Here is a 20,320-nt window from a genome sequence, read left to right on the forward strand (position 1 = left end):
TTTTTTTTAAACCTTTTGCGGGGAAAATGACACTTCCTAAAACAAAATAACCATCATTATCAGCTATCGCCAGCAGAAATAAAAGTATAATTCGCTCCTAACTTAGAGGATATGCAAAGAGTAAAGATTCACGCAAAGAACGCCAAGCTTTTTACCAGGACCGCAAAAACAGAAACTAAGATCCTTTGAGAGAACTTGTTTTAAACTACTTTGGGAACACTTGCATTGAACAGCAAACTGTTCGTTATATGCTTTGAAGAGCTTTCGCAAAACATAACAATCATGGTGCTCAGCAATCACCAACAGATATGAAAGTATGACTTTTACTCTCCCTCACTCCCTCTCTATGCCTAGAGAGGGAAGATTGTGTCGCAGGCACAATCAGGGTGAGTCAGACAACTTTGAAACTTATTTTGCTATTGATCGTCAAAAGACTTTCAAAACAAAAAACGCCGCAAATTGCGGCGTTTAAAAATTCAAAAATGAAATATTATTCTTTGATCAATAGCCAAACATCAGAATATTTTTCGAATGTCTGTCTGATTTGCGCTACTCTGCTTCGCGCTTCTGTTTCGTTTTTGTACGAGTTTACACAAACACGGTAGTAACCGGTTTCGCTGTGTAAAATAATCGGGGTGAAACCTTCCTGCAACAAAGTAGCCCGGTAGTTTTTAGCATTGTCTAACTGACCAAACGAACCAATAATTACAAAGAATGTATTGCCTTCGTTTTTACTTTGTTCGAGCTGATCGGTAAACGATACCTGTTCTTTACGGATGGCAATGGGTTTTTCATCTGCCACGGTTTGCACAGGCTTGGCTACTTCGGTTTTGGTTTCGGCTGACGGAACCGTAAATACTTTTGTTGGAGCGGTGTTGTCGCTCGTGTACTCCGACTGAGCGGGTTGCTTAACTGTTTTACATGCGCTTAATGCTAAAACAAGTGCTACGATAAATGCTATTCTATTCATTTTTTCCTGTTTTTCATCTGTTTATAATTGCCTATTTTAATGGTAACAGATGGAACTCCCATTGATCATTCCTTCTGTACGCGAAAGTCTCCTCTTTTGGTCGTTTCAGTTTTTAAACAAAACGAAGATACACATTAAGCGTACCATCGATACATGAAACGAGGGCAAGTTTTACACAGAATTCTGTTTGCAACTAAAAAACGGAGAGGTCGGGTGTTTATTTTGTTAACATCTTGCTTTTGCCCCGCCGCCACCAAAAAAAAGCATTACTCCCAACAGGTAACCAAAGTTGTACCACCCGCCGGCATTGGGAAAGGCATAGATCTCATAATCAGTAAAAAGGCTTGCAATAAAACTGAAAAGCAAAATAAATCCGTGCAGCAATCCTTTGAGAAATCCCGGAGGATCGGTAATGTTTCCGAGCGACTGCGTGGCGCATCCGGTAAACAACAAACCGGCAAATAGCACCACAATCAAAAAAGGTAAATAGCGTTTCATACTGGTAATCGTGTTTTTGATGAATATTTCCTCAAGTTATCATTCTCCTGGATAAGGAACAAAAAAAATCGTGATTTCGGGGAATCACCAACAGAAATGAAAGTTAAGATGCTTACTCTTATCCAGAATATCCAATGTAGAATTCCCAATATCCAATTTCCCTGATTTTATTGGATATTTTACATTCAAAATTGAGAATTGAATATTTTTAAAAATTGACTTTCAGAAAAACGAATCAGCAGGACATCACTTCTATTCCAGAATAATTGCCTGCATATAACGGATAAATTCAGGGGTATTCAGCCGGGCATTTAGCATGACAAAATGTGGATTAATCAGATCCTCGCGGTTGTATTGCAGGGTCTCGAAACTATCGTGGCGCAACACTGCTCCACCAAACTCCTCGACCATTAACTGACCGGGGGCGGTATCCCATTCCGAACAGGGACCGGCTTTCAGGTACATATCGGCATTTCCCTTCACCATTTGCACCTGCTTGCGCGAGCTTCCGCAATGTACAATCTCGACGTTAAAATTTCGCTGAATTTTTTCGATCAGCTCTGCCTCGCGTGGTTTAAAAAACGACCGGCTGGTAGCAATGCAAATTACATCGCGTTCGATTACAGGCTGTTTTAACTGATGGATTTCTCCTTTTTCATTGAATTCCCAGATCCCTTCGCCTCGTTTACAGTACCACCCTGTTTTTATCAATGGCTGGTATATCCACCCCATTTCGGGCAAAGTTCCTTTTATTAAGGCCAGGTTGGTGCAAAACTCTCCGTTGCGTTTTATAAACTCTTTGGTACCGTCCAGGGGATCAACCAAAAAGTACTTTTCCCAGTTTTTCCTGACTTCGTATGCGGGAATGGATGTCTCTTCATCCAGCACGGGGATATCCGGAAACAACGCTTTTAATCCTTCGTTTATAATCTTACTGGAAGCTTTATCTGCCCGCGTAACCGGTGTATGGTCAGCTTTGGTTTGAGCGGCAAAATCTTTGCTGTTATACACTTCAACAATGGCTTTGCCGGCATCTGCGAGTATTTTAAATATCTGTTCCAGTTCTGATTTTTCCATCGCGGGTTATTGGTTTCCGTAAAATTAATCCGAAACCAACTCCAAACGATTATTCCTGCCAACAATTCAAAATCATTTAAATGTTTGTTTACAATCCTCCGGGCAGGTTTGCTTCTTGCGAACGTCAAACCAACTTCCACCCGGCATTTATACCTATCCCTTTTCGCCTATCAGTGGGGAACAATTCTTTCTTGTCGTTTAATTAAAGGTCAATCATTCCGGTTTCGCCTGGAATCGCGAACCTTCATTAACCATTTTTCTAAGCCGTACGAGAAATGGGCTTTAACTTAATTCTTTTAGCACGATGTTAAAGAGATTACTATTTTTAGCATTACATTAAGTAAAAAATGAAACAATTCGTTAAAAGCCTGCTGAAGAATTATTTTCTGATCGCAAAAATTAGAAATCGGTTTTATCCTTCAACTCAAATAACTCAACGCCAGTTATTCCACTATTATCAGGAATGTAAAAGAAATGAATGCTTACCAAAGCTCACAGATACCGGTTTTCGCGTCTTTTCTCAGTTCGAGGAAGACGGAAAATTGTTATTTATCTTCTCAGTGATTGGAATGACCAATAAAACATTCGTAGAAATCGGTGCTGATGATGGGATCAATAGTAATTGTGCTAATTTACATTTTAATTTTGGCTGGCATGGTCTTTTTATAGATGGAAATCCCAAGGCTATAAAACGAGGTCAAAGATTCTATAAAAAATATCCTCACTCGTGGAACTATGCTCCCATATTCAAATGTGAAAACGTAAAACGGGAAAACATCAATCATATCATTGAAGATGCGGGATTCAAAGGAGAAACAGGGCTACTTTCAATTGATATTGATGGCAATGATTATTGGATTTGGGACGCTCTCCATATTATAAGTCCTCAGGTTGTTATTATTGAAACACATAATGAATTTGGATATGAAGATATAGTTGTTCCTTATGATCCTGATTATTCCTTTCCGGGAGAACATCCGGTCTATCATGGTGCATCTCCTGTTGCCATGACAAAGCTAGCCAAACAAAAAGGCTATCGCCTAGTTGGCTCGAATCAGCTGGGATTCAACTTTATATTTATCAAAAATGGCATTGCCGAGAAAGAGATTCCTGAAGTTAGTGTAGAATCACTTTTACAACATCCATCTGCCATAGAAGGCTTTCGAAAATTTAACGAAATTCGGGATTGGGAATATATAAGAAATCGACATTAATTTTCACTCAGGGTTACCATTAACTTGTAACATACAGCAATCAATTGATCTATTTCTTCGTTTGTGTGGTGCAAGGTGCAAAAGCAATCCGAACAGAGCACCATCCTTACATATATTCATCACCGGATCAACACACAAATACTCCACGTGATCAGCATTCGCTTTAACAAACTTTTTTCAATATAAAAACCCAACTAATAAACACGGAGTAACTCTCAGATTATTTTTTTAATGAAAAACCTCCTTTAAAACCTTTAGCGATTTGATCTCTCCCAGGTTTTCAAAATGAAGCTGGTAATAATCGACCAGGATTGAAAGCAATGTTTCACGCATTGACCGGGAAAGCCGAAAATCAGCCAGTTCGTTGATTTTTAGTTTTGATAAGGCGACCAGTTCAGCCGTCGCTTCTTTGTTGGCAAACATCGGATGAGAGGGCTCGTTGGGAACCAGCGCACCTTTCCGAAGATCGAACCACGATTCAAAACTTGTTTTCTGGGTGTCAGGCAAAAATCCAAAATATTCGGTGAGGCGAAAAAGAAAGTAGAGGTGAAAATTCTGCCAGCCGTCTTCCGTAAGATCGAAATACAGCAGGGCGCTTTTTATGAAATCGTAAAGCTCGGGATAACTTTCCTGTTCGTGAATGGTTTTATACAGCATCTCGGCCAGGAAAATGGCCTGTGTCGACTTCTTTATATCAAAAGGAATGTTCTGGTAGGCATGCGAACTTTTTAGTTCTTTTACGCGCTGAATATCCCTCGATTGCTTTTGGTACACTTCCAGATCGAGCAGAAAAAGAGGTTGCAACAGCCCAGCTTTGTTTTTCGATTTCCGGCTTCGCGAAGCATTCACCATGAAACTCTGGCGGCCAAAGTCGCGGGTGAAAATGGTCGCAATAACACTGCTTTCACCGTATTTAATGAAATGAAGCACTATTCCTTCTGTGGCAGCGAGCATACTTCTGACTAGCGTTTAATGTTTAAAATAGGCAAGCACAGTGGGCCATTGACAATTGAGTTCGCAGTTAATCTGTACATATTCTTTTTCATTTACGCATTGTAGCATTTCTGCATTCGCAAATTCAGCCCTTCAATCCTTCAGTCCCTCTGTCCTTCAATCCCTCTGTCCCTAATGAATAAACAGCAGCTTGGTAATATGGGTTTCATTCCCGTATTTATCGTTACAGAAAACGAGGTAAACCCCTGTTTTCACGCGATTTCCGTTCAGGTTTTTACCATCCCAAATTGCTTGGCCTCCCTGCGAAGTGGTTTTAAAAACCAGGTTTCCGGCAATATCGGTAATTTTTACATCGGTATCGGCCATTAATCCGGCAACGGTAACCGGCCCGTCGTAGGTTTCGCGCACCGGATTCGGATACACATACACATCGCTGTAATCGTTGTTTCCGCCACTGGCATCGCTTTGATAGGAAATCAAGCCTTTATCGGTTCCGAAAAAAACTTCTCCGGTTTTATCGTTAATCGCAATTGATTTTATATTGTTCGACAAAAGCGGACTGTTTTCAGCCGTAAAGTGTTCCACTTCACTTTCCCCCGATTCGGAAACCAGAAAAACACCCGAACTTTTAGTTCCAAGCCATTTCCGGTTCGCCCCGTCTACAGCAATGGCCGTTACGGTTTCTGTTGACAGCAACGGATGATAAATACCGTCGTTCAGGTCCAATCCGGGCTGAGAAGCATAAAAGGGACTTGTACTCCAAATCCGGTAAGGATTCGAGTAAACCGCCACACCTACCGACGTGCCGATCCAAATGGCTCCGTCCTGGTCTTCGGCAATCGAATACACATCGCTCATTTCTGTCAGGTACTCGTCCTTGCTGTTACTAAAATAACTGGTTACCGCCAAGCGGTATTTGTGATCGCCTGTTTTATCGACCACATAAGCATTATTGTTACGCGGAACAAGTATCCACTTATCGTCGTTAGCATTGACCAGCAACTGACCTGTGGCTTTTCCGAGCGCCTGGCTCATCGAAAAAGATTCCCATTCGCCATCCGGACTCAGGCTGTGCAGATTATTTCCGGAAACCGCCCAGGTGCAAATCCATAAATTCCCCTGAGAATCGAAATCAATACCGCCAATACGAACGTAAGGTTCATCGGGTTGTTGAGGCAAAGCCGATTGCAACGGGCTGTTCTTGTTCGTATAACGAGCCACCAGCTGACCATCGCGAATCTCGAGCAGACCTCCGCCCCAGCTTCCTGCAAAAATATGGTTCGGGTCGTTGGGATCAACCGCCAGACAAACAATATCGTTAAAACCATCAAACCCCGGTATCTCCGATGTGCTGAAATTGGTCCACTCGCCTGCCCTGAGCAGCTGAAAACGGGGCGCTATCCAACTGTTGTTCCACACATCCGTCCTTCCTCCGGCGGTCACCCACAAATCGGATTTATTGGCCGTCAGCGAAAACACACTATTGTCGACGGGACCATTGGGCATCAGCGATTCAAAACGATCTCCGTCGTAACGAATGAGCGCTCTACTGTTGTCCGCAATCCAGATCTCTCCATCCGCTGCCACAACCGTACTATTGGATGAAATGGACGAAACCGTTCCTCCATACAATTGGTAACGGTTGATCTTTCCCACGATTACATTTCCGGCATCCAGCAAAACAACTTCCTGTTTACCCGTGAAACTTAAATAATTGCCATCGGCTCTCATTTCCAACACTTCCGACATTCCGGAGTAATAATCCGACCAGGTGTTTCCATCGAAACGAAACGATTCATCACCTCCGCTGTCCGGCGAATAACAGGCAATCAACTGCCCCGCATGAACTTCGAGTTGAATAAATTTTCCGCCGGCATGGGGCACCGCATTTTCTTCCATCCACGAAGTGTAATCGAGCAAATTTGCGCCGCTTTCAGGAGCTTTCAACATTCCTTTTTCTGTTGCGGCATAAATCATTCCCTGGAAAAAATCAACATCGTATACGGCCACTTGTCCGCCATCGTCACCAATAAAATAAGTATCTTTAATCTCTGCCTTTTCGAGATTTACCGCCACAATCCCAAACCCGCACGACAGGTAGGCATCGCTTCCCCGGAAAGTAATATTATGGATGGTTTTATCGGCGGTAATGGTTTTTCGTTTTATATCTGAAAGATTGATTACTTCTCCGTCTTTCAAAATATCGAGATTACTGTTGGTGTAGGCTACCAGCAACAAATTGTTTTCAGTACTGTAAGCAATGGTTTGTATCCCAAAATCTGACAGGTTGTTGATCTTGTTTAAACTGTTGTCTTCGGTATCGAAGTAAAACAGACCGCCTTCGGTAGCACAATAGATTTTACTGTCGGAAGCCGCAACTTTTATGGCATTTGAATACGACAAATAGTCTCTCCATTTGCCCAATGTTCCTTGCGAATACGACGCCCATACTAAGGAAATGCCAAGCAGCGATAGTATAAATTTCCTCATAAACTTTTATGTTCGGTTCCCTTCAGGTGTTCGACCAGTTTCTGCACTGCCCTGCCCCGGTGGCTTATTTTATTCTTTTCCGAAAGTTCCATTTCTGCGAACGACTGATCCTTCCCGTCGGGCCTGAAAATAGGATCGTAACCAAAGCCGGCACCGCCCCTTCTTTCCTGCAAAATCTCGCCATTTACAATACCTTCAAAAAGTACTTCTTCGCCGTTCACCACCAGCGATATCACGGTTCTAAAACGTGCCTTTCGATCATTTATTTTCTTGAGCTTATCCAGCACCTTTTGCATGTTTGCTTCTGAATTTTTTTCTTCTCCGGCATAGCGGGCCGAATAAACGCCGGGTTCTCCGTTGAGGGCTTCAATTTCCAGGCCGGTGTCGTCGGCAAAACAGTTGTAACCGTATTTGTCGTACACATAAAAAGCCTTCTGCGAAGCGTTTCCTTCAAGGGTTTCCTGTTCTTCGGGTATATCTTCTTCGCAAGCGATGTCTTTCAGGCTAAGCAACCTGAATTCATCCCCTAAAATCGCCTGAATCTCTTTTACTTTGTGTGCGTTATTGGTAGCAAAAACCAGTTCCATTTTTCAAATTTTTCGTAAAAATAAAGAAATCAATCAGGTTGCCACCCGAAATACAACATTCTTTACCGCCGAAAAATGGAGGGGGAAGTAAAAATTGGTTTGGTATTAAAAAATTTGAAAATTTATTCGCAGGTGCAGGAGTGAAGACAATCTACGATCTGACTTAAAATATCGAATTTCAGGTAGTAATAAGTATTTTTCCCATCGCGTTTTGAGCACAATACTCCTTTATCCCTAAGAATTCCAAGATGATGAGAGGTGGTAGATTGTTCAATATTCAGAAGTTCGTGAATCTCGGTAACTGTCAGTTTTTTACCGCCTTCCAGGTGTTTCAAAATAGCAATACGCATGGGGTGAGCCATCGCTTTCAACATGCTTGCTGCCATTTCCAATCTTTCAACATTTAGTTCCTTTACCACTACCATCTTAGTTTTTTTACGCTTGCAAATATATAAATAATTAAGAATAACCGCTTTCCACTTCGGGTAAAACCTTTAATACCAGTTCAATGATAACTTTTTTTTTTGAAACAATCTTTTTTTAATTGAAATTGTTTTATGTTCGTTCACCAAAAGAAATCAGGACAGTTCAGAAAATGAATGCATTACAAAAAATAAAGGCCCCAATAGAAAAAGAGTTAATTGATTTTGAACCATATTTCAAAAACTCGTTACAAAGTGATATTCCGCTTCTTGCGACAATTTTAAATTACCTCTACCGTACAAAAGGGAAACAACTTCGGCCCATGTTCGTTTTTTTGTCGGCCAAATTACATGGTGGCACCAACGAATTTTCGAAGCTGGCTGCCTGTTCGGTGGAGTTGCTGCACACGGCAACACTAGTTCACGACGATGTGGTGGATGAATCGTACGAACGCCGCGGAGCTTTTTCGGTAAAAGCGCTTTGGAAAAACAAACTGGCGGTATTGGTCGGAGATTACATCCTGGCAAAAGGATTACTTCTTCAGCTTGAAAACAAAAAGTACAACTTCCTGCACCTGATTTCCAGAGCCGTTCAGGATATGAGCGAAGGCGAAATTCTGCAGATGAAAAAAAGCCGGAAACTTGATATCGACGATGATACCTATTTCGAGATCATCCGTAAAAAAACAGCTTCGCTGATTGCAACCAGCATGGCCATTGGCGCAGCTTCGGCAACGGAAGACGAGGAGATTGTGGAAAAAATGTACCGGATCGGGCAGGATGCAGGCATTGCCTTTCAGATTAAAGACGACATTTTTGATTACCAGTCGAAAGGCTTAATCGGAAAACCGATTGGAAACGATATCAAGGAAAAGAAAATTACCCTGCCACTGCTGCACATCCTGAATAATTCGGACAGTTCAGAAAGAAAACGGATACTTCGGATGGTAAAACGCCGGAACAAAAACAGCAAGACGGTAAAAGAGCTGATTCAACTGGTTATCAATCGCGGTGGACTGGAATATGCAGAACTCCGCATGATCGAATTTAAGGACAAAGCCATTGCCGGTTTGATGGAATTTCCGGACAGCGATGCCCGCGAATCGCTGATCGAACTGATGGAGTACATTACTACCCGGAAGAAATAAAATAACGCTGTTGTTCGAAAAAACAAGGATGACATCTGCCGGGGCGATACCCAACAGATGTCATCCTTTTTTATGCCTCCAGACTAATAAAATAGCCGTTGTGCTTGCGTACATTCATTACATTGCTTTCATCCAATATCAGGTACTGGCCTTTAATTCCAGTCAGGGTTCCCTCTATCACGGGTTGTTTGTCGAAACCAATGCTGGTAATTTTCTCCGGGTATTTGTCAACCGGGTAATCAATCGCAGTCACCGCATCATCGGGCTCGGCATATTTCCTGAGTTCTGCCGGTAAAAGATCAATTACCTTTTTCTTTTCGGCAAGAAGATCAAATTCCTGAAGAATTTCGTTTTTCAACATCGCCCGCCAATTGGTTTTATCGGTGAAATAATTTTTCAGAAAAACCTCGATTACCCCGGCAATATGGCGGTTGGGTGTTTTGGCCACTTTAATCGCAAAACTGGCTCCCTGGTCGATCCAGCGGGTGGGAACCTGATGATTTCGGGTAACTCCTATTTTCATTTCGCTGGAAACCGCCAGGTAAACGTAATGATCGATCAGATCGTGTTTTTCGGCCCATTCGAGGTCGCGTGCCATGCCAAAATGTGATTTCGAAAATTCGGGGCGCATAATTGACTCGCTGGCTTCGGGGGCGGTTTGCAGGCAGTTGTAGCAAAATCCCTGCCCAAACGATGTTTTGGTTTGCTTTCCACATGAAACACAGTTGATCCGGCCATCGAACCTCATTTTTATGTTTTTCCCGATCAGGGCATTCATGTCCACCCATTGGTCGCCAATGGGCAATTGGTAATTCACCGGCTTTACCAATTCTGTTTTCATTTTCAGGATGTTACCTTCGTATTGCATAAAATGTAAGTCTATTTTTCCAAAGGTGAAGATAGTACAGAACTTGCACCCTGCAAAGTTTGAAAAGCTTTAATCATCAAAGCCGGGACGCTTAAAATCCATTACCCCGGGAAAGGTCTTCAACAATTGTTTTTTTAGGGAAGACAATTCGGCCAGAAAACCCAGGATATCGTCCTCCCTCTCCTTGAAATCGTCATAAAAAACCGACAAGGCATCCATTGAGCGCTCAATGGCAATAATGGCAATTTTTGCCGATCCCAGGTTATCAGAATAAACGCTGTATTCATCCTCGGGATCATTCTGTCGCTCTTCCAAATCGAGGTGTGCCCGGTGAACCTTAGTTCCGATAAAAAAATAATACCACTGAAGTACCTCCAACGCATCTTTGTACTTAACAATCAAAGCTTCGTCGGCAATCATCACCAGTTGTTCCGCCTTTTCAGCAATATATTCCCGGTTCTTCTCCAGCCAGTCGTGCATTTTAAAACCGTAGTCTTTTGCCCTCACTTCCAGCGGAGTTTCAATGTGTTCCGGCAGTTCAATTTCAGGAACATTATTCAGATCAATGCCCAGGCGATCGGCATCTTCCTCAATTAATTCCATGGTAACTTCCCAGGCCAGACGAATCTGTTCCCAGAAGTGCTGGTTCTCGTCGTCTGAATTTTGCGCATCCGCTCCTTCTTTCATCTCCTGTTCGTGCAGGTAAGTCAAACATTTCCGGGTTTTAGTACAGCGCTCGCACCAGCGGTCGCAATAATTATAGATTCCGGAAACCAGATCTTCATTTTTGGCCAGATCAAGCATTGTTCGTTTATAGCGTTCTTTTTTTGAATTCATGTTTGATAATTCTACAACTCTAAACAAGGAAAAATGCTAAAAAGTTGATCAAGGCGCTTTCAATACGTTCAATTACCACCCTCGTTGGCAATTCCCATTACCCCAAGGTAAAGCAGTTTGGCGGCATCTTCCATAATTTCAGGAGTCAGCACATCGGTTTTATCTTTTGGATGGTGATAATACACGGGATAAACGCTGCCTGAAGTCCACAGGCTAAAAGTAGGAATGCCGGCATTTTCAAAATTTGATGCATCGGAACGTGGACGGCCATAATTTTTGGTAACTGCATTGGTCTGCAATTTCCGGTGAATCCACGCTTCATTTGCCGTTTCGAAATGCCGGTACAAATCGACGTACGTTTTCCCTCCTGTCAGAAAAAAACCGGTTCCGTTACCCACCATATCCAGGTTGATCATCAAACGGGTTTTTGTTATGGGGAACAAAGGGTTTTCAGCATAATATTTTGATCCGTACAAACCACATTCTTCACCACCGATCAGGATAAAAAGAATCGAACGTTCAGGCTTGATTTCTGAACTCGCAAAAGCTTTTGCAGCTCCCAGAATATCCGCCACTCCCGAACCATTGTCGAGCGCACTCGGAAACGCCACATCTCCCAGTTGCCCCTGGCCATCGAGGTGACCGCCAATAATGATAACTTCCTCTTTCAACACCGGATCTGAGCCTTCGATCATCCCCACCACGTTGCAGGACCGAGCATCGGGAAAGTATTTTGTTTGAGCGGTAATTTTTATTTTTTGCCCAGCGCCAAAAGCAAACGAAGGAATTTCGCCGTTCTGAAGTTGCTTTTGGGTTTCCGCATAATCCTTCCCGGCATCTGAAAAAATCTGTCCGATCAAATCAGGACTCACATGCGCATAAACAAAGCCATCGATATTAACCGTGTTGGGATTTGCGGTCAAATTGGTATAAATCATACCCGCAGCACCGTGTTTTACTGCATTTCTGAATTTATACCGATGGTAGGCATACGGTGTCCATTTTGCCATTGTAGTGTCGTTTTTTGTATAGGGAATTCCCGATTCCAACACAATGATTTTTCCTTTAACATCCACATTTTTGTAATCGTCGTAATCGAGTTCGGGAGCGGTAATCCCGTAACCCACATAAACCAGGTTGGCGTCTACGGTTCCGCTTGCAGAATTAGATCCCGGAAGATACTCATCAGGAAATTTTAGCGTGCGTTTGTTGTCACCATTCGAATATATCACCTCTCCTAAAGAGGGGACTTCGGAATATTCATTTTTAAAAAACTGAAAGTAGCTTCCATTATTGGCCGGCTGAATCCCCCACTCCCGGAACTTTCCGGCACACCACTCGGCGGCAGCCATATACTCGGGAGATCCCGACAAACGCCCTTTGTATTGCGGAGCGCTCAATTCTTCCACATACCCAAGAATCTCATTACTGGATATGCTATGAAAAGTCGTCAATAATTTTTCCTTGTCGGTCTTTTCCTGTGCGTTTACATGGAACATGCTCAGCAGCAACAGCAAACTGGCTGCAAATGGTACTATTTTCATGTTGATCAAATTTTCAAAAGCACTAAAAATACAATTTTTTGAACGGACAGTATCTGAGATATAAAAAATCTAAAATAGTTGAATTGCAGGTTCGAAAATTGATTGTCCGAAGTTGCTGTGGAATCTTAACCCTACTGATTTAACGCCCTGTTTTACAACACAAAAGCTTCTTTTACATAACTTTCATACGCTAACTTTAAAAATCAAAAAAATGAAAATTTTAAGAGGAACTGTTTTCGGAGCGATTGCATTTTTCTTCCTGGGCTGGCTGGTTTGGGGAATTTTACTTATGGATTTTTCAATGAACAACTACAACCAAGACGTTTATCTTCCTGAGAATGAAATGATCTGGTGGGCCATGATTGTTTCCAACCTCGCACTGGCCTTGCTGTTCACACTCATTCTGAATTGGGCCGGCGCTAAAACGTTGGTTGACGGCGCTAAAATCGCTGCCATTGTTGGTGTGTTATATGCCCTTAGTATTGATCTGGGATTTTATTCCATGACCAATGTGATTCTGAATCTTTCAGCCATTGTTGTTGATATACTGGCTTATCTGCTGATTTCAGCCATTACCGGGCTGGTCATTGTATTGACCTGGGGAAAGAAGGAATAAACCCATTCACAATAAAAAAACCTGCCAGAATTGCTTCTGCCAGGTTTTGAGGAATATTTATAATTGAGGGACTATGATTTCTTTAAATTCTGTAAATCATTCCTGTTAAATTTTACATGGAAGGCGGAGTAGCCATCGGTACCAGGTTTTTAACCGGCTTAATACTTTTCAAATAGGCAAAAATGGCTTTGAGGTCTTCCAACGGCATTTGGCTGTACGATTGCCAGGGCATCGGGGGCAGCAGCGATCTGCTGTTCTCAAGACCTTTCCATTTTCCTTCTTTCATTGCCCTGATAAACTGTTCCTCGGTCCAGCTACCAATGCCTGTTTGATCGGGAGTGAGGTTCGCGGCATAAGAGGTTCCCCACGGGCCAATTGCTGCAGTGTTATTCATATTGAATAGTACATACGACTGTAATACTTTTTTATCGTATTCAGGTAAAGGCTCGGTGGCGGGATGACCTGACAAAAGCCTCAAAGAATCGGGAACCGGCCCCATGGCGGTCATTACTTTGGGCGAATGGCAATCGTTACATCCCATTATGGTCACCAGCTTTTCTCCTTTATCAATCATTTCTGATAAAGAAATTTCGACAGTTACTGCAGGGATTTCGCTCTTCTTTGGCGCGCATGCAACAAAAAGCAGCGCGATAAGTACTGTGAATAAAGAAATTGTTTTCATGCTTATTGTTATTAGTAAATTTTTAAAATCAGTACGCTTTTAATGATTGCTCTTCATGCCAATTTGCAACGTAACGGCAGATGTCACGTTTTATATCGGTTATTTTAAAAAGGTATGGCCCATAAAGTTGCCTTCCCACATTCACGTTAATGAAGACGAAAGTGTTGGTGTCGGGTACATAAAATAATTGAGTCGAACAACCAATTCCATCACCCTCGTGTCCGAATTGCGGGGAAGAGCCAGGGTTAAACTGCCAGTATTCGAAACCCTCTCCGTATTCCGGTTCGGTCGAGTTTACTCCCTCTACCCAGTTTTGCATTTCGAGTAATGAATTAATGGAAACAATCTGCCCTGCAAGCAGAGCCTCGTGAAAACGTATTACATCGGCCGGCGTAGCAGCAAGAGCACCGTAAGCATCGCTGGCGTTAGCAAGTGCATTGTTCCATTTTGTAATATTCTCCAGCTGTTCATTGGCATGTCTATCAAAATAGTAATTCGGAAAGCCAAGGGTTACAACTTGCTGGTTCTGCAAGCCATAATAAGTATGCCTAAGTTGCAAAGGCTGAATAATTTGCTCGTCGAGCAATTGCCAGTAAGTCTTTCCGCTTACATATTCCAGAATAAGCTGTAGAAGAAGATAATTTGTATTCGAGTACAAAAAATCTGTTCCTGGTTCAAAAGCCAGCGGCTCATTTTTCATCATATTTAATCGTTGTTCAATAGAAGGTTGATCCAAAGGGTTGTTCAATTGACCAACAACAAACTCAGGAAGATCAGTAACATTCACAATTCCTGATGTGTGGTTTAACAACATTCTGACAGTCACTGGTTCATGACCCAATATTTTGTCAAGCACATCTTCAGGAAGATACGATGTTATCGATTGGTCAGGATCAATTTCCCCGGCTTCAATCTGTTTCATAACAAGCGCTGCAGTATAAGTTTTCGTTATGCTGAACAGCCAGGTTGTTACACCTGAGCGAAAAGTCTCCCCGGTTTCAATTTTGGCATACCCGTTGGTAACGTGCAACCAACCGTCATCATTTTTGATAACCACCTGAACTCCCGGAATTCCTTTAGTTACATATTTGCCCATTATAAATTCAAGCGAGTCCTTCATCGGATGATCCGGATTGGATACAAAATCTTCGGCTGATGGCTGATTATCCAACTCAAACAATTTGTTTTCACATGAACTGATTAATGTCAAAACTACAAGTGCTAAAAGGTATGGATAGAAAGTTTTCATGTTATTTCCGTTAATAGAGTTGAAATTTAAAACCACAGCTGATCGTTGAATCAGGCAGAGGATCAAAATCAGGATTATACCCCAAAAGAGCCTGTAATTGGTAAGCAATAAATGGAGTAACTGCAAAATAGGCGAGACGAATCGATCGGAATCCAACGCTAAACTGCAAGGGTATTTGGAAAATTCCTTTGAAATTTTTGCCCTTTTCCCATAAATCTCCATCCCAGCTTAAAGTCTTTGTAGGGTATCCCGACAATCGGTAGCCAGCTCCAAAGCCGACTCCCAGTTCAATTTTTCTCAAAATAACCGGTAAAAACTGTGCTATAAATTGCAGACTTGATGCATTTCCCAGATACTGGCTTTGCTCATATTGAAATTGAAGGCCAACAGAAAAAACTTTCTTTTGACCTAACATTCTGTTGAGTCCTACTGAAGTAACAAGTCCGGGATTATCCCATTTTAAATTTTCAACCGGTGCATAAAAAGCATGTATTCCTGTCGAAATATCAAATTGCCATTTAGTCTCTTTTACTTGTTCTTCTGCTCTTGATATACAAAAAAGAAGAAGGAGAAGAAGCAGCAACATAATTGCTTTTTCAATCATGCCATTTAGAAATTTGTCCCGGTCTTCTTTTAGACCGGGAACAAATTCTTGCTCATTGTTTTCTGTTTTTATTGTTTTCATTTGCTTAACTTCAATGCTTTCGAGGCAATCCCGTACATTCGGGAAAATTCGCATCATATTTCAGAACTGACTATCTTACCATGCCCAATCAATGCTGTAATACATGTTACAAATTTCAGTATTCCCGGCGAGGTGTAAAATCACATACTTATGTGAAAATGAGCGTTGAAACGGTTAAAAGATGTGATTAAGAATCACATTCTATTTTTGAAACAATCATTCCTGGATTGCCAATGCCGACAACTGAATTCCGAGCGTTAGGAAATCGTCTTCAGGCATGCTCTCTCCCATTCGTTCCATCAGTGCATGAAACCGGTCGGTCGGCATGTTATTGCGGATAGCTCCGAGCATCATCCGGTTCTCCGCGTCATTTTGTGCAGGAATCATGTGCTTGAGCCATACAGCATAGGTCTCAGGATCCATTTTTGCGACAATTGATGCCCGAATGGCCAGTTGCTCTTCCCCGGAGAAATGCTCCCAAATCAGCCTCTGAGTCAGCGTTTCTTCCTCATCAATGTGTTCGAGATAGAGGCAGTAAAACTTTGCAAACTCAAGGTAAAAGTCGTGTGCTTCATCGGTTCTTACCGAAGTACTTAAAAGATTCAAATGAATTTCAAGTGAGCGTTGAAGTCTTTCAATTTTTACATGATCGTTTTTATCGTGATCGGTCGCTCCCGGAACTTTTTGTTCGAGGGCCTTCAAAATGATCCGGTCTTCGGTTTCGGCATGAGAGCTTAGCAGGAAAAACATTTCCCGCCCTGCTTTTTTAAGTTTGGCAACTGCTCTCATGTTGTCAAAATTGGTTTGACCGATCATCACCATAAAATCGGCTATGGTTTTTCTGAGCGCTTTATGTGGCGCCGCAAATAGTCTGATTGTTTCCATTTTGTTTTCTGTTTTTCGGGTGTGTTTTTATTGCTTCATTAATTCGGTGTTGTACACTCTTCCATCCTTGTTTAGGATATTCAGCACATAGGTTCCGGCTGTAAAATACCCGGTGTTAACTGAAATGGTGGGAGTTGAAAAAATTCCGCTAAATACTTTTTGCCCGGTAAGAGACAAAATATTCACCTCGTAGGTGGAAAGTTGCGAATCGTCGATGTGAATATTTAGTGAGTTGTTCACCGGATTGGGGAACACTTGTACATTATCAAGCAACTCCACAACAGGAACATCGGTTGTGAAATGCAGAAAACTGCTGTAAAGAAATTTCGAAATATTCGCCGGTTCTTCCATGCTGGGATCACGATACCGGAAAACCATTTGAGTAACATCGTCCGACTCGTTGTACGTGAGATCAAAAAAGAGCTCCATTTCGGCGTACCACTCGGTGCCGTCCCAACTGCTGTAAACAACCCCGGTCTGGTTTCCCCTGCCATCAATTGAAGCAAGGTATTTTTCCTTCTTCTGCCACTCCTCTTGTCGCCAAAGCTCAAGCGTAATCTGCTCTTCGGTATCAGTACTGGTATACGTTTCTCTTTTTTCGTTTACCCATTCGTTGTTTTTCCAAAGCTGAATAACATCGGTAAACGTATTTCCATTTCGCGACGAAGAGAAGCGCTCGGCATTCTCCCATGCTCCTTCCTTCCACAATTGAAGGGTGTAAGCTCCCAGCTCCCGTTTGTTCCAGTTTGTCCACGTAATGTCCATTGTCTTGCTGTACGCATCCCATCCGGTACCGTTCCACGTGTACGTTTCCATTTCGGTTGGAACATTCTGAGCATTCAAGGTGTATACATCTTTTGTTTTGTTTACCCATTCGAAATTTTCCCAGGTTTGGTGAGTAACTCCGGTAATATCACCATTGCCATTAACCGTATAAACCGATTTCTCCCCCGCCGAAATAATCCACTCATCAACTCCCCTTGTATAGGCAATATCTTCCGTAATATTCCCAAAGTAATCGTAATCGTAGGAATTCCGGAACAGGTAAAGATCTGTTCCTGCATCCTGAATGACTTCCCCGGTTGGGGCGCCCACATCGTTGTAAGAATAGGTAGTGTTTGTTACATACATCCACCCTCCCGATTCTTCATCCCAGGAAAAATCCTGGCTGAATCCGGGTTCAGAAAACTGGTCTCCGGTAAGCGTAAGATGCCTTAATTCATTCACCTTGGTACCGTTGTTAAGCGCGATGCTTTTAATATTTAAGCGCGGCAGTTTCCGCCCCTCCAACGATTTTTGTTTTGCGTTAACGCCAATTCCGAACATAACCAGCATAAAAAAAATACAGGTAAATCTTGTTTTCATAGCTTTCATGTTTCTGATGATTAAACAGAAGCAAAGTAACTGTGAATACCAGTGAGGTACAATCGCATGAAAATGTGAAAAGAGTTAGCTTCCAAATAAAAAAAGATGTGATTGCTCATCACATCTTTTACTCCATTTAAAATCCAAAAAAAAGAGGTTAACATCGAAAAACATATTTATTACTGAATTATCCTGAGCGAATTGGTGAATTCGAGGCCTTTCATAACCCGCTCGTTATCCGGATCAAGCACAGGTACCTCATCCACAATAAAACGGTATTCGTTAATCCCCGCTTCGCATTCAACGGTTGTCACCCAGCCCTCTTTCTGTTTCTGCATCGGAATGGTTTTCCGGGCCCAATTGTTAAACGTTCCGGTTAAAAACACTTCCTGCGCATCCAGGTGTCCTTTTAGTTTGAATGTTTCCTGTTTAAAAACCGGTGGATTGCCTTCGGTAAATTCCAGCCAGTTCGCCAAAAAAGTTTTCTTCTTTGAGTCGGTTGCACTTGTAATGCAATCGTTTAACGCAAGTTTGTAGCTTTCATACAAAGCCCTATTCGCTTTTTCTGAAATATCGGGCGTAACTCCAACTCCTTCCCAGTTTGAATGGGTTACGGGGCTGAGGGTTGTTCCGTTGGGTATAAAAGCGCTAAAATGATCATTCAACCGCATACTTATTCCCGGATTTGCACCTCCCCTTGTCTGTTCTCCAACAACCGTTATTCGCCCCAAAGCCTGCATATTGTAGCTAAATGCTTCACCTCCGGAGAAAGTCCGTGCGCTGGTTACTACATACACCGGCTTATTCAGGTAACGCTTCCCCGGAAGATAGGAATAAGTCCACTTTTGCTCCGTTCTGTTCCCTCTTCTCCAAACCAGGTCGTTCAGGTGCACAGATTCGCGAAAAAAGTAGCTGGCAAAAAAGCTGATGCCATCCACTCCCATCGCACCCCTGCAATTTCTAAGATCGATAATCAGGGCATCAGTATGCGACAGATAATCCATAATCGCTGCATATTTTTTACCGGCTTCATCGGCCCCAAAAATGCAACTAAAGTCGATCAGCCCGATATTCCCTTTTAAAATGTCAACCTTCCGAATACCAAAATTCTCCTGTACCGTGAACCGACGCACCATTTCTTCTTCTTCGGCAGTAAAAACATAGGGATCATTGTTTTGATCCGGTAATACAGTTTTAGAATATTCCTGTCTTAAATGTTGATCGCGACCCGATTTTCGCAAATCAGCACTAATTTGAGCAGCAAAAGTACGCTCATCAGAGATCGAATTATAACTGCCTTTTTTTTGCTCTTCGCGAATAAACTGAATGGCTTGCTTAGCCTTTTCGGGAAAAACATAGTATTGTTCCAATTTAGCACACAACGAATCGATAAGCAGATGTTTCTCTTGTGCGGTAAGTTGTGCCTTTATTGCGCCGGAAAGCAATAAGGTAAATGTGAATAAGATGATCGTTTTCATGTCTTCTGTTTTTAACAATTGTTCAAGGCAAAGTAAGCCCATTGAACAACGTCGTAAAATCGCATGATTATGTGAAAATGAATGGGAGAAGACGACAGAACACGAACGAATCTGCCCTAAACCAGCTTGTCTTTAAAAGCTTTGGCAACGGCTTCGCTTTTGCTGTTTACCTGTAGTTTTTCGTAGATCTTCTTGATGTGCGAACGCACCGTATCGATGGCAATAAACATTTCGCTGGCAATCATCTTATAGCTGTAACCATTCACCAACAGTTGCAACACTTCCTTTTCGCGGTCGCTCAGGTTGTATTCGTGGTTTTTCTGCGCAGGCAATTCTGAAAACATCTTAAGTACCTGCGTTGCAATCGACGATGTCATTGGGGCGCCGCCGGAAGCCACATCCTCGATGTATTCCAGCAACTTCGCAGGCGGTGTTTTCTTCAGGAGATAGCCGTTTGCACCGTTTTTAAGCGCTTCAAAAACATTGGTATTATCATCGAAAACCGTCAGCATCAGCACCTTTACCTCCTGGTTCACTTCCCTTATTTTTTTCAGCCCTTCAATTCCGTTCATTGCTGGCATATCAATGTCCATCAGAATCACATCCGGATTCCAGGCTTTCACTTCCGCAATAATATTGGAGCAGTTTTTAAAAGAGGCCACCACATTAAAACCTTCGCTGCCGTCAATCAGCATGGTAAGGCCTTCCCGTAGCTGGGGATTGTCTTCGTATATTAATACCTTCGTCATCA

Annotated in this window: 20 protein-coding genes; 3 read left to right on the forward strand and 17 right to left on the reverse strand. The window is 42.4% G+C overall.

What is annotated here, in order from left to right; all coding sequences use genetic code 11:
- Positions 1 to 490: 490 nt before the first annotated feature.
- The 3 genes from MR764_RS17680 to cysQ form a co-directional block, all read right to left on the reverse strand.
- The gene (locus MR764_RS17680; protein WP_247980782.1) at positions 491 to 970 is read right to left on the reverse strand and encodes an SPOR domain-containing protein; all 480 of its coding nucleotides are present in this window, start codon (positions 968 to 970) and stop codon (positions 491 to 493) included.
- A 225-nt stretch (positions 971 to 1,195) separates the two neighbouring features.
- Entirely contained in the window at positions 1,196 to 1,468 is a 273-nt protein-coding gene (locus MR764_RS17685; RefSeq protein ID WP_247980783.1) for a hypothetical protein, read from the reverse strand.
- Between the two features lie 252 nt (positions 1,469 to 1,720).
- Positions 1,721 to 2,545, reverse strand: a complete 825-nt coding sequence (cysQ, locus tag MR764_RS17690; RefSeq protein ID WP_247980784.1) for a 3'(2'),5'-bisphosphate nucleotidase CysQ — start codon at positions 2,543 to 2,545, stop codon at positions 1,721 to 1,723.
- Between the two features lie 347 nt (positions 2,546 to 2,892).
- On the opposite strand from cysQ, the gene MR764_RS17695 reads away from it, so the two are divergent.
- A complete protein-coding gene (locus tag MR764_RS17695; protein WP_247980785.1) occupies positions 2,893 to 3,759 on the forward strand; it encodes a hypothetical protein in 867 nt (288 codons plus the stop codon).
- A 228-nt stretch (positions 3,760 to 3,987) separates the two neighbouring features.
- Here the strand turns inward: MR764_RS17695 and recO are convergent, their stop codons facing one another.
- The 4 genes from recO to MR764_RS17715 form a co-directional block, all read right to left on the reverse strand.
- Complete coding sequence (gene recO, locus MR764_RS17700) at positions 3,988 to 4,713, reverse strand: DNA repair protein RecO (protein WP_247980786.1); 726 nt, start codon at positions 4,711 to 4,713, stop codon at positions 3,988 to 3,990.
- A 171-nt stretch (positions 4,714 to 4,884) separates the two neighbouring features.
- On the reverse strand, positions 4,885 to 7,203 hold the full coding sequence (locus tag MR764_RS17705) for a two-component regulator propeller domain-containing protein (protein ID WP_247980787.1): 2,319 nt from the start codon (positions 7,201 to 7,203) through the stop codon (positions 4,885 to 4,887).
- The gene (locus MR764_RS17710; protein WP_247980788.1) at positions 7,200 to 7,790 is read right to left on the reverse strand and encodes a non-canonical purine NTP diphosphatase; all 591 of its coding nucleotides are present in this window, start codon (positions 7,788 to 7,790) and stop codon (positions 7,200 to 7,202) included. Before MR764_RS17710 ends, MR764_RS17705 begins: the two co-directional genes overlap by 4 nt.
- Before the next feature lie 122 nt (positions 7,791 to 7,912).
- The gene (locus tag MR764_RS17715; protein WP_247980789.1) at positions 7,913 to 8,215 is read right to left on the reverse strand and encodes a metalloregulator ArsR/SmtB family transcription factor; all 303 of its coding nucleotides are present in this window, start codon (positions 8,213 to 8,215) and stop codon (positions 7,913 to 7,915) included.
- 170 nt (positions 8,216 to 8,385) lie between these two features.
- On the opposite strand from MR764_RS17715, the gene MR764_RS17720 reads away from it, so the two are divergent.
- Positions 8,386 to 9,360, forward strand: coding sequence for a polyprenyl synthetase family protein (locus MR764_RS17720; RefSeq protein ID WP_247980790.1), 975 nt, complete (start codon positions 8,386 to 8,388; stop codon positions 9,358 to 9,360).
- Between the two features lie 70 nt (positions 9,361 to 9,430).
- On the opposite strand, the gene MR764_RS17725 is transcribed toward MR764_RS17720, so the two are convergent.
- The 3 genes from MR764_RS17725 to MR764_RS17735 all read right to left on the reverse strand — a co-directional run bounded on the left by MR764_RS17725 (position 9,431) and on the right by MR764_RS17735 (position 12,609).
- Entirely contained in the window at positions 9,431 to 10,228 is a 798-nt protein-coding gene (locus MR764_RS17725; protein ID WP_247980791.1) for a DUF2797 domain-containing protein, read from the reverse strand.
- Positions 10,229 to 10,297: 69 nt separating this feature from the next.
- On the reverse strand, positions 10,298 to 11,065 hold the full coding sequence (locus MR764_RS17730; protein ID WP_247980792.1) for a hypothetical protein: 768 nt from the start codon (positions 11,063 to 11,065) through the stop codon (positions 10,298 to 10,300).
- Positions 11,066 to 11,133: 68 nt separating this feature from the next.
- Positions 11,134 to 12,609: a M28 family peptidase gene (locus MR764_RS17735; protein ID WP_247980793.1), complete on the reverse strand. Its 1,476-nt coding sequence runs from the start codon at positions 12,607 to 12,609 to the stop codon at positions 11,134 to 11,136.
- A 211-nt stretch (positions 12,610 to 12,820) separates the two neighbouring features.
- Between MR764_RS17735 and MR764_RS17740 the strand changes: the two genes are divergently transcribed.
- The gene (locus tag MR764_RS17740; protein ID WP_247980794.1) at positions 12,821 to 13,225 is read left to right on the forward strand and encodes a hypothetical protein; all 405 of its coding nucleotides are present in this window, start codon (positions 12,821 to 12,823) and stop codon (positions 13,223 to 13,225) included.
- A 112-nt stretch (positions 13,226 to 13,337) separates the two neighbouring features.
- Here MR764_RS17740 and MR764_RS17745 read toward each other — a convergent pair whose 3' ends face one another.
- The 7 genes from MR764_RS17745 to MR764_RS17775 all read right to left on the reverse strand — a co-directional run bounded on the left by MR764_RS17745 (position 13,338) and on the right by MR764_RS17775 (position 20,318).
- Positions 13,338 to 13,907: a hypothetical protein gene (locus MR764_RS17745; RefSeq protein ID WP_247980795.1), complete on the reverse strand. Its 570-nt coding sequence runs from the start codon at positions 13,905 to 13,907 to the stop codon at positions 13,338 to 13,340.
- Positions 13,908 to 13,935: 28 nt separating this feature from the next.
- A complete protein-coding gene (locus tag MR764_RS17750) occupies positions 13,936 to 15,156 on the reverse strand; it encodes a serine hydrolase domain-containing protein (protein ID WP_247980796.1) in 1,221 nt (406 codons plus the stop codon).
- Positions 15,157 to 15,166: 10 nt separating this feature from the next.
- Positions 15,167 to 15,841 (reverse strand): hypothetical protein, encoded by a 675-nt coding sequence (locus tag MR764_RS17755; protein ID WP_247980797.1) that lies wholly within the window; start codon positions 15,839 to 15,841, stop codon positions 15,167 to 15,169.
- Positions 15,842 to 16,057: 216 nt separating this feature from the next.
- A complete protein-coding gene (locus MR764_RS17760; RefSeq protein WP_247980798.1) occupies positions 16,058 to 16,726 on the reverse strand; it encodes a hemerythrin domain-containing protein in 669 nt (222 codons plus the stop codon).
- Positions 16,727 to 16,753: 27 nt separating this feature from the next.
- Positions 16,754 to 18,091 (reverse strand): T9SS type A sorting domain-containing protein, encoded by a 1,338-nt coding sequence (locus MR764_RS17765; protein ID WP_247980799.1) that lies wholly within the window; start codon positions 18,089 to 18,091, stop codon positions 16,754 to 16,756.
- A gap of 179 nt (positions 18,092 to 18,270) precedes the next feature.
- Complete coding sequence (locus tag MR764_RS17770) at positions 18,271 to 19,569, reverse strand: S41 family peptidase (RefSeq protein ID WP_247980800.1); 1,299 nt, start codon at positions 19,567 to 19,569, stop codon at positions 18,271 to 18,273.
- A gap of 116 nt (positions 19,570 to 19,685) precedes the next feature.
- Positions 19,686 to 20,318 carry a response regulator transcription factor gene (locus tag MR764_RS17775; RefSeq protein WP_233379943.1) on the reverse strand — a complete coding sequence of 211 codons (633 nt, stop codon included), beginning with the start codon at positions 20,316 to 20,318 and terminating at the stop codon, positions 19,686 to 19,688.
- Between the last annotated feature and the right edge of the window lie 2 nt (positions 20,319 to 20,320).

The sequence above is a fragment of the Maribellus sp. YY47 genome (genome assembly GCF_023111095.1).
Classification (GTDB): Bacteria; Bacteroidota; Bacteroidia; order Bacteroidales; family Prolixibacteraceae; genus Draconibacterium.

Coding starts and splice junctions, on each gene's coding strand:
- MR764_RS17680 (WP_247980782.1), bottom strand. CDS start 970: ATGAATAGAATAGCATTTATCGTAGCACTTGTTTTAGCATTAAGCGCA.
- MR764_RS17685 (WP_247980783.1), bottom strand. CDS start 1,468: ATGAAACGCTATTTACCTTTTTTGATTGTGGTGCTATTTGCCGGTTTG.
- cysQ (WP_247980784.1), bottom strand. CDS start 2,545: ATGGAAAAATCAGAACTGGAACAGATATTTAAAATACTCGCAGATGCC.
- MR764_RS17695 (WP_247980785.1), top strand. CDS start 2,893: ATGAAACAATTCGTTAAAAGCCTGCTGAAGAATTATTTTCTGATCGCA.
- recO (WP_247980786.1), bottom strand. CDS start 4,713: ATGCTCGCTGCCACAGAAGGAATAGTGCTTCATTTCATTAAATACGGT.
- MR764_RS17705 (WP_247980787.1), bottom strand. CDS start 7,203: ATGAGGAAATTTATACTATCGCTGCTTGGCATTTCCTTAGTATGGGCG.
- MR764_RS17710 (WP_247980788.1), bottom strand. CDS start 7,790: ATGGAACTGGTTTTTGCTACCAATAACGCACACAAAGTAAAAGAGATT.
- MR764_RS17715 (WP_247980789.1), bottom strand. CDS start 8,215: ATGGTAGTGGTAAAGGAACTAAATGTTGAAAGATTGGAAATGGCAGCA.
- MR764_RS17720 (WP_247980790.1), top strand. CDS start 8,386: ATGAATGCATTACAAAAAATAAAGGCCCCAATAGAAAAAGAGTTAATT.
- MR764_RS17725 (WP_247980791.1), bottom strand. CDS start 10,228: ATGCAATACGAAGGTAACATCCTGAAAATGAAAACAGAATTGGTAAAG.
- MR764_RS17730 (WP_247980792.1), bottom strand. CDS start 11,065: ATGAATTCAAAAAAAGAACGCTATAAACGAACAATGCTTGATCTGGCC.
- MR764_RS17735 (WP_247980793.1), bottom strand. CDS start 12,609: ATGAAAATAGTACCATTTGCAGCCAGTTTGCTGTTGCTGCTGAGCATG.
- MR764_RS17740 (WP_247980794.1), top strand. CDS start 12,821: ATGAAAATTTTAAGAGGAACTGTTTTCGGAGCGATTGCATTTTTCTTC.
- MR764_RS17745 (WP_247980795.1), bottom strand. CDS start 13,907: ATGAAAACAATTTCTTTATTCACAGTACTTATCGCGCTGCTTTTTGTT.
- MR764_RS17750 (WP_247980796.1), bottom strand. CDS start 15,156: ATGAAAACTTTCTATCCATACCTTTTAGCACTTGTAGTTTTGACATTA.
- MR764_RS17755 (WP_247980797.1), bottom strand. CDS start 15,841: ATGAAAACAATAAAAACAGAAAACAATGAGCAAGAATTTGTTCCCGGT.
- MR764_RS17760 (WP_247980798.1), bottom strand. CDS start 16,726: ATGGAAACAATCAGACTATTTGCGGCGCCACATAAAGCGCTCAGAAAA.
- MR764_RS17765 (WP_247980799.1), bottom strand. CDS start 18,091: ATGAAAACAAGATTTACCTGTATTTTTTTTATGCTGGTTATGTTCGGA.
- MR764_RS17770 (WP_247980800.1), bottom strand. CDS start 19,569: ATGAAAACGATCATCTTATTCACATTTACCTTATTGCTTTCCGGCGCA.
- MR764_RS17775 (WP_233379943.1), bottom strand. CDS start 20,318: ATGACGAAGGTATTAATATACGAAGACAATCCCCAGCTACGGGAAGGC.